We start from the raw sequence: 16,865 nt of genomic DNA on the forward strand, positions 1-16,865 counted from the left end.
GGTATTTATATTATAGAGACCCTCTCTCTTCATATGAAGTGAGAATGGGAAAGATAAAATATCTTTGACGTGGGATGACTAGCGGCTAACCCCGCTAGTTATGCGTGAGTCGCCGACGGAATAAAGATACTAATATCGTCCCATTCTAACTTAAAAGGGGCTATCTCATTTTGAGATAGCCCCTTGCTTATTTATAATATTTAGCTAACACATGACTTAAAACAAATGAATTTTTAAATAATCCAAGCTCTTGTTGGCAATCTAAGTAAGCTTTAATTGATGAACCAATGTACGGTCTATAATCATTTTTGACACTTTCTTCTAAAAGATGAGATTGAAGTAAAGCTTCAAATCCTTCTTTACTCCACTCACCAGGAAGTTCATTAAACTCTTTATATAAAAATAAAACCGAATAAATCCAAATATCTTTCAATGCCGATTTTTGAATAGAAGTTAGCATTTGCCCTAAATCAGTCTCTAACATGACTTCATATGATTGTTCTGCAGCTTGAATAAGGTGTAAAAATGCTTGTTCTTCACCATTTAAATCTCCCATTTGAGTGGATAGAAATGAACTCATAAAAGCATCAGCTGCAACAGTCGGACCTAAATCACAGTCAATGTTCGCTTTCTCACAAAAATCACTAATTAAATCTAATAGTATTTCATCAGATACAATAATTTCACGCGGTCGGAATTGTAATCGAGTCAACATTAAATCCGCTAAACGATCACTGACTAACTCTAACTCTTCGCGAGTTGACTTATAAATTTCACCTGAATAAACTTCCCCACTTTCATGGTTAATAAATGTAGTAAGCAGCGGGAACAATTCACGATTATTTTCTTCATCCCAGAGTGGCGTAGGTAAATAAAATTGACTTCCTTCCATGATGACCGGTTGTTTAGGTAGCTTACTAACTCGATGAGCTTTTAATTCATTTGGATAAATGAAAATCTCTTCTTCACCCAGTAGTTCATCTTCTTCAGTATAGGTAAGTGTCCACTTCCCATTCTGAACACTTATTGTCAAATAAAAGTTTTCACGCAAATCAATTTTTCCTTGATCAAAATCAGTCAGTACTTGTACTAATTGATCTAAGTACATCGTTAATAATCGTACATCTTCATCTGTTTCAAGTAGCCAAGGCTTTGATCCTGGAAACAATCGTCTTAAAATGGGCCACTGAGCTTTTCCTCTAAAACTCATGCCCACTGATTTAATCCGTTCATAGTCCTCTTCAAACAGTTCATCGCGATTCGCATAAAGTAATAGAAATCCCTGTTGGCGATATGAGGACTTAATATAATTCATATCCTCTAATTCTTCAAAATCATAATTTAATGACTCTAAGTAGGCACGCATTCCGGCCTGTCCATGCAAAATATTAATCATTAACGTTCCATCTAAGGGGTCTTGTTCAACCACACAATAGCCCATCATCTTTGTAACCGGATCTTCAATTAAAATAATATCTTGATTGCTCCAAAATTCCCATGGATTTAACTTTCTCAATTTCTTACAAACCTCATACAAACGTGTCCACAACGCTATACTATCTTTGCTCATCATCTGACTCCTTCTCACATGTTTCTTTTATTATAGGTAGATTCTTAAAAAATTAACGCTATTTTTCATGCAAAATAAAAAGCAACTCTATTTTGCAGTCACTTTTCTATCCATCCTAATAAATTTTTGCTTCTATCGTTAATCTGTATAAAGGGCATTTGATAATTTTAAATCTGATATGCTAACGTCGATCTCTTTGATAAAAAACTGTCTTTAATTAAGGAGTTTTTTCATTCAATCATTTTAATCACTTTAGCTGGTACTCCTGCGACAACTGTATTGGGTAAAACATCTTTTGTTACAACTGCTCCCGCTGCGACAACAGCATTTTCTCCAATGGTGACACCCGGCATAATAGTCGCCGCCGCACCTACCCAAGCATTTTTCTTGATTAAAATTGGGGATGAAATAGTTGAGTGTCGACGATGAGGTTCTAATGGATGATTAATCGTAATTAAATTGACTTTTGGTCCAATTAAAACACCCTCTTCTAATGTAATTCCTCCCCGATCCATAAAGGTACAACAATGATTGATAAAAACATTTTTACCAACCCTAATATTCTTTCCAAAATCAGTATAAAACGGGGGGCGAAGCCGGAACGTTTTATCAACTTCGATCCCCGTCAATTGAGAAAATAAACGTCTAACCTCCGGTTCTTCATGATACTTATTATTTAATTCAAAAAGAAGTTTTTGTGCCTCATCTATCATTTCACGAATCTTATGATATTCCGGATCCTGATGTGAGATTTCCTCCCCTAATTTATCTCTTTCAAAAATATCCCTTGCTTCCATCCTATCTCCCCCTTTGAATCTCCAATATCCACAGGTTATTATTTTTGAATCTGTCTCTAAATTGATTCAACCTATTTAACCCGAAATACCTTTATTCAAAATAAGTCCAATTTAATCAACTTAGACTCATTGTTACTGATCAAGCCTCTCTCTTCTTTTGGTTGATTTAATAAAGTATTGTTTTAATGTTTCTGCATCATTATCATAGATTGCTTTCTTTATTAAATCTAATTCTAATTCAAAACGATTAATAGCCTTTAATAGATGGTCTTTGTTGCCTAAAAAAAGTTCACTCCATAAATCTTCATTAATATTAGCGATTCGAGTTAGCTCTCGATAACTATCCCCGATGAAACTTCCTGTATCTCTTCCTTCTATATCACTATTAATTAAAGCAACTGCCATTGCATGAGGTAATTGAGAGGTAAATCCTATCATTTCATCATGAAAGTCTGGTGTTATTCTTCTTACTTTTTTAAAGCCTATTTCATAAGCTAAATTCTCGATTAATTCAATATTCCTTTCTTGATTTCGAGGGGTTGGTGTAATCAGATAATTAGCTCCTTTAAAAACACGACTTGATGCAAAATCAATCCCTCTTTTTTCTCTTCCTGCCATCGGGTGTCCAAATACAAAATCAACTTCATTAGGTAGTATCTCTAAAATATCATTAATGAACATTCCTTTAACACCTGTTGCATCAGTAATCACACATCCAGGTTTAAAGTTATCTCTATTGCTCTGTATGAATGATTTCACTAACTTAGGATAAATAGACAAAATAATTAAATCAGCTTGCTTCAAAAATAACTCACCTGTTACCGATCCATCCTTAATTAACCCCATCTGTTTAGCTTTTTCTAGCGTCTGTTGATTCGTATCTATTCCATAAACTTGTTGATAACTCGCTTCCTTAAGAGCCATCGCAAACGAACCACCAATGACCCCTAAACCTACAACCACAATATTCATCCCAAGATTCCTCCTTTTTAAAATTTACTTCCTAAATTAGGTCAATCTCACTCCATCCTCCATGGTAACGTTTATTATCATTCCCATCTCTTTACAAATAAACTTCCATCACCATATTTCATTATATGGACAATGTTTTAATCGATATTCCTTTATAACTCTAACAAAAAAGAGCCTTTCGGCTCTTTTTATTAATGTTTATTAAAACTTACTTTCATAATCATAGATTACTCGTAAGATAGCTTCCATATCATGTACCATTGGCATTCTAGGGTTAGCTGGTGTACATTGATCTTCATATGCATTCATGGCCATACGATGAACAGATTCTTCCCAAGCTTCTTGATCAATACCTTGCGATTTGATATTAGCAGGAACTCCAACCTTTTTGCATAATTCTTCGCAAGCGTCCGCGAACATTGCAACACCTTCCGCTGGTGTTTGAGGATTTAATCCAATTAATTGAGCAAGTTCCATGTATTTCACATCTGCTTTATAGTTTTCAATTTTAGGCCAAATATTTAATTTTGTTGGAATCGTTCCATTATATCGAATGACGTGTGGCAATAAAATTCCGTTAGTACGTCCATGCGGTACATGCCACTCTCCACCAATTTTATGAGCTAATGAGTGGTTCATTCCTAAAAAGGCGTTTGCAAACGCCATCCCAGCGATTGTCCCAGCATTATGCATTTTTTCTCTTGCCTCTGGATCATTTTTACCATTTTTCACCGATCGCTCTAAGTAATCAAAAACTAATTTGACAGCTTGTTTTGCCAATCCATCTGTAAAATCAGAAGCCAAAATTGAGACATAAGCTTCAATGGCATGCGTTAAGACGTCAATTCCTGTATCCGCAGCAATTGAGGCTGGCATACTCATAGCGAACTCTGGATCAACAATCGCAACGGTTGGTGTTAAAGAATAATCAGTTAATGGATATTTCTTATTCTCTTGTTTATCGGTAATAACTGCAAAAGGTGTAACCTCTGATCCGGTTCCGGATGTCGTTGGAATACAAATTAATCGGGCTTTCTTTCCTAACTCAGGAAATTTAAATGCACGTTTTCTAATATCCATAAACTTTTGTTTAATATCATCAAAATTCACTTCAGGATGTTCATACATAAGCCACATAACTTTTGCAGCATCCATTGAAGACCCACCACCTAATGCAATAATCACATCCGGTTGAAATTTTCTCATTAATTCAACACCTGCATTAACGGTTTCAATACTTGGATCCGGTTCGACATCAAAGAATAGTTCTACATTAACTTTATTACGTCGTCTTTTAATCACATCTTCAATTTTATCCACATATCCCAGATTGTACATTCCTCGATCGGTTACAATCATGGCCTTCTCCATTTCTTTCATATCTCTTAAATAGCGAATTGAATTTCGTTCAAAGTAGATTTTTGGAGGAAGCTTCATCCATTGCATATTATTGTTACGTCTTCCGATACGTTTAATATTTAATAAGTTGATTGCACTAACGTTATTAGAAACTGAATTGTGACCATAAGAACCACAACCGAGTGTTAATGAAGGAATAAAGGCATTATAAACCGAACCAATTCCACCAAATGTCGATGGTGCATTTTCAATGACACGAATCGCTTTACATTTTAAACCGAATTCAATCGAAATCTCATGATTTTGAGTGTGAATCGCAGCTGAATGTCCTAATCCATTAAAAGCTACCATGGCCGCTGATTTAGCAATTCCATCTTCCGTCGATGTTGCTTTTAAAACAGCTAAGACTGGGGATAATTTTTCTCTTGTTAATGGTTCATTTGGTCCAACCTCTTCACATTCAGCACAAATAATTTGAGTGTCGTCTGGAACAACGAATCCTGCTTGCTCAGCAATCCATGTCGCAGGTTTACCAACAATAGCTGGATTTAATCGAGCTTCGTTGACTTTATCACTATAAGCAGTACATCCAAACATGTATGTTTCTAATTTAGCTTTTTCTTCATGATTTGCAAAATACACTTTGAAACGGCTCATTTCTACTTTAAATGCATCATAGATTTCTTGATCAACAATAGCCGCTTGTTCAGAGGCACAAATCATCCCATTATCGAATGATTTAGATAATACGATATCATTAACTGCTCGTTTTAAGACACAAGATTTTTCAACATAAGCCGGAACGTTACCTGCACCTACCCCTAAAGCTGGTTTTCCACATGAATAAGCCGCCTTCACCATTGCATTACCACCTGTTGCTAAAATTGTTGCAACACCTGAGTGGTTCATTAAAGCATTTGTCGCATACATTGAGCGCATTCCTAACCATTGAATACAGTTATCAGGTGCTCCAGCTGCAATAGCTGCATCTCTAATGACCTTTGCCGCTTGTACCGAACACTCATATGCCGATGGATGGAAAGAAAAAATAATTGGATTTCTTGTTTTTAAAGCAATTAATGATTTAAAGATAACGGTTGAGGTTGGATTTGTTGTTGGAATAATTCCACAAATAACACCAACTGGTTCAGCAATTTCAGTAATTCCAGTTAGGGGATCTTCATTAATAATCCCTACCGTTTTTAAGTGACGAAGGTTATTTGTCACATATTCACAGGCAAATAAATTTTTAACAGCTTTATCTTCAAAGACTCCTCGTCCTGTTTCATTCACTGCTGCTTCCGCTAAAACCCCATGTTGATCAAGTCCTGCAACCGAGCATTTTGCTACAATATAATCCACAGCCTCTTGATCAAACGATTCAAATTTTTCTAAAGCAGCTAACGCATTTTGAACTAATTCATCTACATGAGCATCAATCTGTTCATTTGTCCATTCTTGAACTGGCTTCACTTCTTGTTCTACTTTGTTTTGTTCACTCATCTTTTAAAATCTCTCTCCTGTCTTTTTAGTTTATACACGCTAGATATATTAAAAAATGAGAGCCATTATTCCAACTTCAATAAATTCAATTCACTGCTATTGAAAATTCTAGTAACTAAAGACAAAATCCGCTATCGATTGAATAATAAACATGATACTTTTAATGACTTATGCTCAAAAGTAACTCTTTCGTGTCTAACTTATCTATTCCTAAAATGTTATTTATAAAACTATAAAAAAAGAGCCTTTCGGCTCTTTTTTGATTATTCCCACTCGATTGTTGCAGGCGGTTTTGATGTAATGTCATACACTACGCGGTTAACGTGTGCCACTTCATTTACGATACGAACTGAGATTTTCTCTAATACTTCAAATGGGATACGTGCCCAGTCAGAAGTCATTCCATCGATTGAAGTTACGGCGCGAACAACGACTGTGTAATCATAAGTACGCTCATCGCCCATAACACCCACTGATTTGATGTTTGGTAAAGCTGTGAAGTATTGCCATACGTCGCGCTCTAATCCCGCTTTTTTGATTTCTTCACGTAAGATGAAGTCTGAATCACGAACGATTTCTAATTTCTCTTCTGTGACTTCTCCTAAAACGCGAATTCCTAATCCTGGTCCTGGGAAAGGTTGACGGAAGACAATTTCTTCAGGTAAACCAAGTTCTAATCCTAATTGACGAACTTCGTCTTTGAATAATGTGTTTAATGGTTCGATTAACTCAAATTCCATATCTTCTGGTAATCCACCTACGTTATGGTGAGATTTAATTGTTTGAGCTGTATCTGTACCCGATTCGATAATATCTGTATATAAAGTTCCTTGTGCTAAGAACTTCATGTCTTTTAATTTAGCTGATTCTTCATCGAAGCAGTAAACAAATTCGTTTCCGATGATTTTACGTTTTTGTTCTGGATCAGAAACTCCTTTTAATTTACTTAAGAAGCGCTCTTGTGCATCGATTTTGATGAAGTTCATATTGAATTTTCCATCAAATGTTTCAACAACACTTTCAGCTTCTCCTTTACGAAGTAATCCATGATCAACGAACATACATGTTAATTGATCCCCAATTGCGCGGTGAATTAATGCTGCAACTACTGATGAGTCTACTCCCCCACTTAACGCACATAATACATTGTCGTTTCCAACTTGTGCACGAATTTTTTCTACTTGGTCTTCAATGAAGTTTTTCATTGACCAGTTTGCTTGTGCACCACATACGTTAAAGATAAAGTTACGTAACATTTCTGTTCCATGTACTGAGTGTTGAACCTCAGGATGGAATTGTACTAAGTAAATATTGCGCTCTTCACATGAAGCTGCAGCAATTGGACAAGAGTCACTACTTGCATCAACAACAAATCCTTCTGGTAAGTTTGTTACATGGTAACCATGGCTCATCCATACGACTTGCTCTTCTGGTGTTCCTTGGAATAACTTGCTGTTATTCTTAATTGTAATTTCAGCTTTTCCATATTCACGTTGCTCTGCACGTTCAACAGTTCCACCATGCATATGAGTTGTTAATTGCATCCCATAGCAAATACCTAAAATCGGTAATCCTAAGTTGAAAATTTCAGGGTCTACTGTAAAAGCACCTTCTTGAGTAACACTGTTTGGACTTCCACTGAAGATAATCCCTTTTACATTAGACATTTTTTTGATGTCTTCAGCTGTTAATTTATGTGATTTTAATTCACTGTATACTCCAAATTCGCGAATACGTCGCGCGATTAATTGATTGTACTGACTACCAAAGTCAAGAACAATAACTTGATCGTGTTGCATGCCTTTCACCTCTTTTTACTAGTATGACTATTACAATAAAAATTTATAGGTCATCACCCTAAAAATTTCTTATTACGATTATATAGTAAAAAATGAACTTTCGCCATCAAAATTAAGACAAAACGTTCACTTTTACTACTAATTACGACAAGATACCACTTTTAAATCTCCCAAATTTAAAAGTACCCAAAACGAAATTACGCTAATACGAAATGGATTAAGAAGATAACTGATAATACCCACATCACTGGATGAATTTCTTTTTCACGGCGTGCAGCTACCATCATAATTGGATATAATAAGAACCCAGATGCAATCCCTTCTGCGATTGAATATCCTAAGACCATCATAATGATTGTTACAAAGGATGGAATTGATGTCTCTAAGTTCTTCCATTCAATATCTCCTAAAGAAGATGCCATTAAAATTCCGACTGTAATTAGTGCTGGTGCTGTTACTGCTGATGTAACAACTGATAATAATCCTGAACAGAATAACATCACTAAGAAACATAATGCTGTAAACACAGAAGTTAATCCTGTACGTCCACCTGCTTCAACTCCTGTTAATGATTCAACGAATGAAGTTGTTGAAGATGTTCCTAATACTGATCCAATAACTGTTGCAGTTGAGTCGGCTAATAATGCTTTATCTCCATCAACTAAATGACCTTTTTCATTGACTAATCCAGCACGAGAACCAACTGCCATTAATGTTCCTGCTGTATCGAAGAAATCAACAAATAAGAATGAGAAAATAACTGGAATCATTTCTGCTGTAAAAATTGATGGTAATGCTTCAAATAATGCTCCGAATGTTGGCTTTAAAGATGGAATTGGAGCAATAATTTGTGTTGGTAAATCAACAACTCCTAAAAAGATCCCTACAACAGCTGTCACAATCATACCGATAAAGATCGCTGCCGGTGTTTTACGAACTAATAAAATTAAAGTTACAATTAAACCGATAACTGTAATTAAAACGTTAGGATCTGTGAAGTTACCGATTCCGACTAGTGTTGCATCATTATTCACAATAATTCCTGAGTTTTGGAATCCTAAGAATGCAATAAAGAACCCAATCCCTGTTCCAACCGCATGTTTTAATGACGTTGGAATACTGTTAATGATTAACTCACGTAATCCTGTTGCTGATAAAATAATAAATAAAATTCCTGAAACAAAAATCCCTGCTAATGCTTGTTGCCAGCTATATCCCATCATTAAGACAACTGTATAAGCGAAGAAAGCATTCATTCCCATACCTGGTGCTAATGCCACTGGGAAATTTGCATAAAGTCCCATAATTAATGTACCCACAGCAGCTGCTAAAATCGTTGCAGTGAATACCGCTCCTGTATCCATCCCCGATGCTCCAAGCGTGTTTGGATTAACAAAGATGATGTAAGCCATTGATAAGAATGTTGTCAATCCGGCGATAAACTCTCTTGAAACCGTTGTACCACGCTCTTCTAGTTTGAAGAATTTGTTCATATAGGTTACTCCTCCTAATTGTTCATTCTTCTCTCGACTGTTTGTTTAAACAACTATAATGACCATGAATTATCTAAATTCCTACTCCCAATAGTTAGATATGAAATGGCCTTCTCCCATGATCATGATAATCATTTAAACAAAAAAAGACTTTCAGCAATTAGTACTGAAAGTCCCCACAGTGGAATGATTAAACCAGATAAACCTTGACCTGTTTATCTAGCAATTGCCACCCGTAGTCTACTCATTTACGGTGAGTAGGTAGAGACTTTCGGACCTTATTTCTGATAATATACGAGAGAAAAGATTAAATTTACTACTTAACTATAAAATCAATTAAGAAAAAAGTCAATGTAATTTCCACAAATTGTTTACATAAAATAAATAAAATCAAGCTAAAATGAAAATAACAAAAAGTTTTTTCATTAATCATTCAATATATTCTAACAAAGTATCACATGATTTCTCAAAAAATACTAAATTTCACCGATAAAAAAAGGTTCTATAATATTTGGTGTGGGTGATTCCCACACTTCTTTTATTTGGAATAAAAAATAAGTATAAAAAAAGAGACATCACGTCCCAAATTCTATACCATGTAATTGACCAAAAAAAACACGAAAGGATTGGGTTTATGTCTCACAATAATTGTATCTTAACTTTACTCGATTTAAAAGATAAAAATATTACTTTTTCAGAAAATTGGATGAAAGATGTTCAGATTAACGGGATCCGCTCTAAGGTGATTTCTGGTATCCTCTCTTTTCAACCGACCCATTGTTACAACTGTGGTCATCTCTTTGACTCACAAATCATTAAACACGGCTTCAAAACCTCTCGTATTAAGATGATGAAACTCTCTGGCTTTGATACCTATCTCGATTTAAAAAAGCAACGCTATAAATGCCGTCATTGTGATCGTACCTTTACGCTTAAAACCTCTCTTGTGGAATCTAATTGTTACCTTTCTAATCCCCTTAAACAAGCCATTTTCCTAGAGGCTAGCCATAAAAAATCCGAGTCAGATATTGCCCGTGAACTCAACGTATCCCATTCAACGGTCAATCGGATCATTCATACATCGTACGAGGAACAATCCCTTCATTTTAACTCTCTTCCAAAGGTGCTTTGTTTTGATGAGTTTAAGTCGGTCAAATCAGCGGAAGGGGCTATGTCATTCATTTTTTGTGATGCTTCTAATGGGAAGTTAATTGATATCGTTGAAGACCGTCGTCTAAGCACTTTAAAACCTTATTTCATGCGATTTTCTAAGGAGGCCCGTGAAGGTGTAACTCACGTTGTTATTGATATGTATGCTCCGTATATGACACTCATTAAAGAGGTGTTTCCCAACGCTAAAATTGTTTTAGATAAGTTCCACGTCGTTCAACTTTTATCTCGTGCCCTCAATAAAACTCGTATTCGCTTCATGAACCAAAACAAAGAATTCTACAATAAATTCAAACATTATTGGCGCCTTTTATTAAAAGCCCAAGAGGATATCCATTCTACCCACTACTTCTATTCTAACTGTTTCAAAAAGCAGATTTCTCAACAAGAAATCATCGACTTTTTACTCGCTTTAGATCCGGAATTAAAAGCCACTTATGACTTCTATCAAACCATCAAACAGGCCATCAAACTTCGCAACTTTGATGCTTTTCATCATGCCATTCAAAACCCCTCTGACTTACTTTCACCTGAAATGAAAACAGCTTTAAAAACATTAACTAACTACCAAGATTATATCAAAAATACGATTGAAACATCTTATACCAATGGAGTGCTTGAAGGGATTAATAACAAGATTAAAGTGATTAAACGCATGGCCTTTGGATACCGTAGTTTCTATCATTTCAAAGCTAGAATTTTGATTATCCATAAGTACACCTTTGAACAAAAAAATAAAAGGAATCAAACTGCTCAATGAGCAGCTTAATCCCTCACGATTACAGGTATAATATTTCTTCACCCACACCAGTTGACAAAGAGCCTAAAAAAAGACTCCTGATTAATCAGCGAGCCTTTCGATAAAAGAATTGTATAAATTTTATGGTAATCAAAAAAAATCCTCTAACAATAGTAAACACCAAAAATCCAAAAATGACTCCTAGTGTATTCATCATCAAGTCATCAACATTAAATCCCCGATACGCATATCCTGTAACAAAATCGTAAGACAACTGGATCAATTCAATGGATAATGAAATAAAAAATCCAATGAGTATCATTCGTAAGAATCCCCAATCCCTTTTCTTAAATAATATAGGGCAATAAAAACTTAGGGGCATCAACATCAAGAAATTTCCGACTGTTGTAATATGAAAAAGATTTCCCCATTTCATAAAATCAAATAGCTGTAAATTATGTCTACGCTCCACAAGGATTCCACATTTTACTTGTTGTTTAAGCAATTCAATATATGTTTCATTAATTGGAATTGGAAAAAAAGCTAATCGAATCACATTTAACACATAAAAAATGAAGCTTGAGACAATCATAAACTGAAGTAATGACTTATCCACTGACCTCTGATGATATATAAACATAAACACTAATGTCAAAATGACTGTCATCAAAAAGCTAAAATGAATGACGGATGTTTTCTCGAGTGCAGTTACTTGATCGGCTAACTCAGATAAATTCCGACAGTCAGATAACTCCCAGTTCATAATGTCCACCTCTTTTTATCATTTTTATTTTACATGTACGACTTTCGTCTTAACTAGCATATCGTGTAACGCACGTAATTCTTGCTTACGAATGCATTGATATGTTAATAAAATCCCATTAAATAATACAATAACTCCTTGTGTCAATGATGACAATAAGAACTTCACAACGAAATCACGTTGAAAATACTGTTTTGGTGTTAAATCATTTCCATCTAATGTAACTACTTTAATTTTTAATAATTTTTTACCAATTGTTTGTCCTGGCATTTTAACTGGAATATAAACAAAGTAAATCCACACATAAAATAATTGCAAAGCAACCATCATACCTAGTCCACTTAAGCTTAATGGATTATTCCCACTAGCCTGTAATGAAGTCATAATAAAACTAAAGTTCCCAAAAAAGATTAAAGCTAATAATAATGCATCCACTATAAACGCAGTCCCACGTCTTAATAACATATTAAACATTTCTATTCTTCCCTTCTCAATCATAATAAATTTCACTTTCGTTGATGTAAACTAATACTGTTTCATTATACATGAGATAAGAAAGCGTGTAAATTAAGCGCTCATATCTTTTAGCTTCTACCTATCTTTTATGCAGTAATATAGTGTAAATATTCCATATTATAGTATAATACTCTTAATAGCAGAATCTATACGGCTATTAAGAAAATCATTCGGAAAAGGGGAATTTTTTATGTCATTCGATTATTCATATTTTTATGAATTAGCTAAAGACATTTTGACAACACCAAGCCCTAGTGGCTACACACATATCGTAATCGATAAAATTAAAAATTATGCTGATGAATTAGGTCTGAAAAGCTTTAAAACGAATAAAGGAAATCTAATCGTTGAATTTGAGGGTGAAGATTCAAACAAAACTTTAGCTTTATCTGCCCATGTGGATACACTAGGTTTAATGGTTCGCTCAATCAATAGTGATGGAACATTAGCTATCACTTCAATTGGTGGGAATCAAATGATGACCTTACAAGGGGAATATTGTAAAGTTCATACACGCGACCAAAAGACATATACAGGAACAATTCTAAGCACTTCCCCATCTTCGCACGTTTATGAAGATTGTGCCCGTAAAGGTCAAACAGCTGATGAATTAATGATTCGCTTAGACGAAGTCGTTCATAGCAAAGATGATGCACTAGCTCTTGGGATTCAAAATGGTGATTTTATTTCTATTGATCCTAAAACAACTATCACGGACAGCGGATTTATTAAATCACGTCATATTGATGATAAAATTAGCGTCTCAATTATCTTTACTGTTTTTAAATATTTATTAGAAAACAACAAAAAACCAAACTACAATATCAAATTTATTATTTCAACATATGAAGAAATCGGACATGGTGCCGCACACTTACCAAATAGTATCGATCGTATGATTGCCGTTGACATGGGATGTATCGGAAAAGATTTATCATGTACAGAATATGATGTTTCAATCTGTGCGAAAGATTCATCAGGACCTTACGACTATCAAATGGTATCTGAATTAATTGAATTATCTAAAAAATATGACTTAGGTTATGCGGTCGATGTTTATCCATTCTACGGTTCAGATGCCTCGGCTGCTCTTCGTGCTGGGCATGATATTCAAGCTGCATTAATTGGACCAGGTGTTCATGCCTCACACGGTGTAGAACGTACACATATTGATGGATGTACGAATACGATGAAATTATTGCATGCTTATTTAACAGAAATTAAATTTTAATCCATAAAGAAAGGAGCCTAACGGCTCCTTTTACTATTCAACAACTAAACGTGCTGATTTATCTCCATTTAAATACGCTTGATAACGATTAATAATATCCATCATTTCTTCACGTGTTTTAACCGTTGTTACCATACGTTTAACATGAGTTGCCCCATCTAGTCCTTTGATGTACCATGCCATGTGTGAACGCATTTCAAGTAACGCTACTTTTTCACATTTTAAATCAATTAGACGATCCATATGATCCACTGCTAAGCGTAATTTTTCTTCAGCTGATGGTTCTGCGATTAATTCATCTGTTTTTAAGTAATGAACGATTTGTTTCATTAACCATGGGTTACCTAAAGCGGCACGACCAATCATGATTCCATCCACACCTGATTCTTCTAACACTTTTTTCGCAAATTCAGGTGAATTGATATCTCCATTTCCGATTACCGGAATAGTTTTGATTGCATCCTTAACATCTTTGATAATTCCCCAATCAGCTTTTCCTTCATACATTTGAGAACGTGTACGGCCATGAACAGCAATGGCACTTGCACCTGCTTGCTCAATCTTAAGTGCATTTTCTACTGCATAAATGTGCTCTTTGTCCCATCCAGTACGCATTTTTACCGTAACAGGCTTTTTACATACATCAACGACACTTGCGACAATGTCATAAATTTTATCTGGTTCCAATAATAAACGAGCTCCCGCTTCATTTTTAGTGACTTTTGGAACTGGGCATCCCATATTAATATCAATGATATCGCAATCGCAATTTGCATCAACATATTTAGCTGCCTCAACGAATGTTTCTTTATCTGCACCAAAAATTTGCATTGATAATGGACGTTCTGCTGGGTCAACATAAAGCATATCTAATGTTTTTTTATTTTGATAAACAACAGCTTTATCACTAACCATCTCAGCATAAATTAAACCTGTTCCCATTTCTTTAACAATCGTACGGAACGCTGCATTACAAACACCTGCCATCGGCGCTAAAACAACTGGGTTATCAATTTCAATCTCACGAATTTTCCAAGTCATATTTTCACCACTTTCTTTTTAATTCTCATTCATCTATATATCAATCAAAATTATTTCGACACAAAATCTCAAATCATCATTATACCTTATCCCATTGAAAACTTCAAGCCAAGCAACTTTCTCAATCCTTTTTGAAATATTACCTAGGTAATATTTTTTATTGAGATCTATTTTAAAAAAGTGTTTATATTTCTTTAAAACATACTAATTTATTTAAATTGTCGCTCCATCACTTCAAAATATAGCAGTTATTCATATCCATGTTTTGAAACCTCAACCTTTATCTCAAACACACTCAAAATAAAAAAGAGAGTCTCACTCTCTTTTTATCCTTTCCAAATAACAAATGCCATGTATGCTACATAAAGCAACACTAAGAAGGCACCCTCTGGTTTATTAATTTTACGTTTTGAAGCCGCAAATCCATAAGTAATGAATGACGCTGCTAACATAATGAACATATCAAAGAAGACGGAATTATTAATTGTGATTTCATGAATAAATGATGAAATACCTAATACGAAGAAAATATTAAAGATATTCGATCCAATTACGTTACCAAGGGCAATGTCACTTTCACCTTTACGAGCTGCCACAATTGATGTGACTAGCTCTGGAAGTGAAGTTCCCACTGCTACAATTGTTAATCCGACCATACTTTGACTCATTCCAAAGGTAATGGCAATATCAGAAGCAGCATCAACTACCCAGTCACCACCTAAAACAATTCCAACAATTCCGACTAAACATAATCCAATACTTTTTGGCATTGAGTACGTTTTAATCTCTTCTTCCTCATCCGTACCATTTTTACGAGAGGTTAAGGCTAATTCAATTAGATAGTACATAAAGATTCCAAGTAACACTAATAACATAATTCCATCTGCACGTGTTAAGACGTTATCGGGATAATTATGATATTTTGAATCATATCCTAAAACGATAAGAACGAAAGCCCCCATAATTGCAAATGGAAACTCCTTCGCAATAATGGAATGTTTAACATTTAAGGGGCAAATAAAGGCGGCTACTCCAACAACAACTAATAAATTGAAAATATTCGATCCAACAACATTCCCAACTGTAATATCATTTGCACCTGCAAATGCTCCTGTAATACTAACTGCTGCTTCTGGGGCACTTGTACCAAATGCCACAATGGTTAATCCAATAATTAAACTAGGAATTTTCAATGATTTTGCAATTGAAGACGCGCCATCTACGAACCAATCCGCACCTTTAATTAATAAAATGAAACCAATAACCAAGATAATATAACTCATTTATCTCACATCCTTTATTAAATTTTATCCTAAGATTGTATTTTGTAAGAAAATACTCAGACCAATAATAATTAAAATAATACCTCCGACAATCTCGGCATAATTTTTTAAATATTTTCCAACTTTATTTCCAAGAACGACTCCAGCATAACTAATGACAAACGTAATTCCTCCAATTAAAGCGATCGCCCAAAGAATATTCACATTTAAAAAGGCAAACGTCACTCCAACTGCTAATGCATCAATACTCGTTGCAATGGCCAAAATCATTAAAGATTTCGTACTTAATGGATTGCCCTCTTCAACGTCATCCTCATCATCTTGAAAAGACTCATATAACATCTTTCCACCAATACTACATAATAAAATTAAAGCAATCCATGGCGTAAAGGCTTGAATATATTTTTCAAAACTTTGTCCACAAGCCCATCCAATAAACGGCATTAATGCTTGAAAACCACCAAAGAATAATGCAACTTTAACGGCTTGGTGGGGTTTTGCCTCTTTCAAACTAATCCCTTTTGCGATAGCTACGGTAAAAGCATCCATCGCTAAACTAATCGCAACAAAGACCAATGTAATAAGTCCCATAAGTGACCTCCTATTTAATTTTTTCATTTAAGCTGAGA

Annotated in this window: 13 protein-coding genes and 1 riboswitch; of the genes, 2 read left to right on the forward strand and 11 right to left on the reverse strand. The window is 34.8% G+C overall.

Annotated elements, in window-relative coordinates:
• Positions 1-187 precede the first annotated feature (187 nt).
• The 6 genes from AT726_RS05095 to AT726_RS05120 all read right to left on the reverse strand — a co-directional run bounded on the left by AT726_RS05095 (position 188) and on the right by AT726_RS05120 (position 9,493).
• Positions 188-1,570 carry a DUF7309 domain-containing protein gene (locus tag AT726_RS05095; RefSeq protein WP_055305066.1) on the reverse strand — a complete coding sequence of 461 codons (1,383 nt, stop codon included), beginning with the start codon at positions 1,568-1,570 and terminating at the stop codon, positions 188-190.
• Between the two features lie 230 nt (positions 1,571-1,800).
• Positions 1,801-2,367: a DapH/DapD/GlmU-related protein gene (locus AT726_RS05100; RefSeq protein ID WP_055275289.1), complete on the reverse strand. Its 567-nt coding sequence runs from the start codon at positions 2,365-2,367 to the stop codon at positions 1,801-1,803.
• 132 nt (positions 2,368-2,499) lie between these two features.
• On the reverse strand, positions 2,500-3,339 hold the full coding sequence (locus tag AT726_RS05105) for a prephenate dehydrogenase (RefSeq protein ID WP_068759177.1): 840 nt from the start codon (positions 3,337-3,339) through the stop codon (positions 2,500-2,502).
• A 201-nt stretch (positions 3,340-3,540) separates the two neighbouring features.
• Complete coding sequence (adhE, locus tag AT726_RS05110; RefSeq protein ID WP_055305063.1) at positions 3,541-6,201, reverse strand: bifunctional acetaldehyde-CoA/alcohol dehydrogenase; 2,661 nt, start codon at positions 6,199-6,201, stop codon at positions 3,541-3,543.
• A 263-nt stretch (positions 6,202-6,464) separates the two neighbouring features.
• Positions 6,465-8,000 (reverse strand): glutamine-hydrolyzing GMP synthase, encoded by a 1,536-nt coding sequence (gene guaA, locus AT726_RS05115; RefSeq protein ID WP_055242471.1) that lies wholly within the window; start codon positions 7,998-8,000, stop codon positions 6,465-6,467.
• A gap of 197 nt (positions 8,001-8,197) precedes the next feature.
• Complete coding sequence (locus AT726_RS05120; protein WP_068759178.1) at positions 8,198-9,493, reverse strand: NCS2 family permease; 1,296 nt, start codon at positions 9,491-9,493, stop codon at positions 8,198-8,200.
• 216 nt (positions 9,494-9,709) lie between these two features.
• Positions 9,710-9,811: riboswitch (purine riboswitch) on the reverse strand.
• Between the two features lie 316 nt (positions 9,812-10,127).
• Between AT726_RS05120 and AT726_RS05125 the strand changes: the two genes are divergently transcribed.
• Positions 10,128-11,423 carry an ISL3 family transposase gene (locus AT726_RS05125; RefSeq protein WP_068758944.1) on the forward strand — a complete coding sequence of 432 codons (1,296 nt, stop codon included), beginning with the start codon at positions 10,128-10,130 and terminating at the stop codon, positions 11,421-11,423.
• 85 nt (positions 11,424-11,508) lie between these two features.
• On the opposite strand, the gene AT726_RS05130 is transcribed toward AT726_RS05125, so the two are convergent.
• Positions 11,509-12,165: a VanZ family protein gene (locus AT726_RS05130; protein WP_068759179.1), complete on the reverse strand. Its 657-nt coding sequence runs from the start codon at positions 12,163-12,165 to the stop codon at positions 11,509-11,511.
• Between the two features lie 24 nt (positions 12,166-12,189).
• Positions 12,190-12,639 carry an RDD family protein gene (locus AT726_RS05135; RefSeq protein WP_055242522.1) on the reverse strand — a complete coding sequence of 150 codons (450 nt, stop codon included), beginning with the start codon at positions 12,637-12,639 and terminating at the stop codon, positions 12,190-12,192.
• 232 nt (positions 12,640-12,871) lie between these two features.
• Here AT726_RS05135 and AT726_RS05140 point away from each other — a divergent pair, with 232 nt between their 5' ends.
• A complete protein-coding gene (locus AT726_RS05140; protein ID WP_055242467.1) occupies positions 12,872-13,912 on the forward strand; it encodes a M42 family metallopeptidase in 1,041 nt (346 codons plus the stop codon).
• A 33-nt stretch (positions 13,913-13,945) separates the two neighbouring features.
• On the opposite strand, the gene dusB is transcribed toward AT726_RS05140, so the two are convergent.
• The 3 genes from dusB to AT726_RS05155 form a co-directional block, all read right to left on the reverse strand.
• On the reverse strand, positions 13,946-14,953 hold the full coding sequence (dusB, locus tag AT726_RS05145; RefSeq protein WP_055242465.1) for a tRNA dihydrouridine synthase DusB: 1,008 nt from the start codon (positions 14,951-14,953) through the stop codon (positions 13,946-13,948).
• Between the two features lie 326 nt (positions 14,954-15,279).
• Complete coding sequence (locus AT726_RS05150) at positions 15,280-16,236, reverse strand: calcium/sodium antiporter (protein ID WP_068759180.1); 957 nt, start codon at positions 16,234-16,236, stop codon at positions 15,280-15,282.
• Positions 16,237-16,260: 24 nt separating this feature from the next.
• Positions 16,261-16,827: a manganese efflux pump MntP gene (locus AT726_RS05155; protein ID WP_068759181.1), complete on the reverse strand. Its 567-nt coding sequence runs from the start codon at positions 16,825-16,827 to the stop codon at positions 16,261-16,263.
• Positions 16,828-16,865: the final 38 nt, after the last annotated feature.

This window comes from Turicibacter sp. H121 (assembly GCF_001543345.1).
In the GTDB taxonomy this organism is placed as follows: domain Bacteria; phylum Bacillota_I; class Bacilli_A; order MOL361; family Turicibacteraceae; genus Turicibacter; species Turicibacter bilis.

Coding starts and splice junctions, on each gene's coding strand:
- AT726_RS05095 (WP_055305066.1), bottom strand. CDS start 1,570: ATGAGCAAAGATAGTATAGCGTTGTGGACACGTTTGTATGAGGTTTGT.
- AT726_RS05100 (WP_055275289.1), bottom strand. CDS start 2,367: ATGGAAGCAAGGGATATTTTTGAAAGAGATAAATTAGGGGAGGAAATC.
- AT726_RS05105 (WP_068759177.1), bottom strand. CDS start 3,339: ATGAATATTGTGGTTGTAGGTTTAGGGGTCATTGGTGGTTCGTTTGCG.
- adhE (WP_055305063.1), bottom strand. CDS start 6,201: ATGAGTGAACAAAACAAAGTAGAACAAGAAGTGAAGCCAGTTCAAGAA.
- guaA (WP_055242471.1), bottom strand. CDS start 8,000: ATGCAACACGATCAAGTTATTGTTCTTGACTTTGGTAGTCAGTACAAT.
- AT726_RS05120 (WP_068759178.1), bottom strand. CDS start 9,493: ATGAACAAATTCTTCAAACTAGAAGAGCGTGGTACAACGGTTTCAAGA.
- AT726_RS05125 (WP_068758944.1), top strand. CDS start 10,128: ATGTCTCACAATAATTGTATCTTAACTTTACTCGATTTAAAAGATAAA.
- AT726_RS05130 (WP_068759179.1), bottom strand. CDS start 12,165: ATGAACTGGGAGTTATCTGACTGTCGGAATTTATCTGAGTTAGCCGAT.
- AT726_RS05135 (WP_055242522.1), bottom strand. CDS start 12,639: ATGTTTAATATGTTATTAAGACGTGGGACTGCGTTTATAGTGGATGCA.
- AT726_RS05140 (WP_055242467.1), top strand. CDS start 12,872: ATGTCATTCGATTATTCATATTTTTATGAATTAGCTAAAGACATTTTG.
- dusB (WP_055242465.1), bottom strand. CDS start 14,953: ATGACTTGGAAAATTCGTGAGATTGAAATTGATAACCCAGTTGTTTTA.
- AT726_RS05150 (WP_068759180.1), bottom strand. CDS start 16,236: ATGAGTTATATTATCTTGGTTATTGGTTTCATTTTATTAATTAAAGGT.
- AT726_RS05155 (WP_068759181.1), bottom strand. CDS start 16,827: ATGGGACTTATTACATTGGTCTTTGTTGCGATTAGTTTAGCGATGGAT.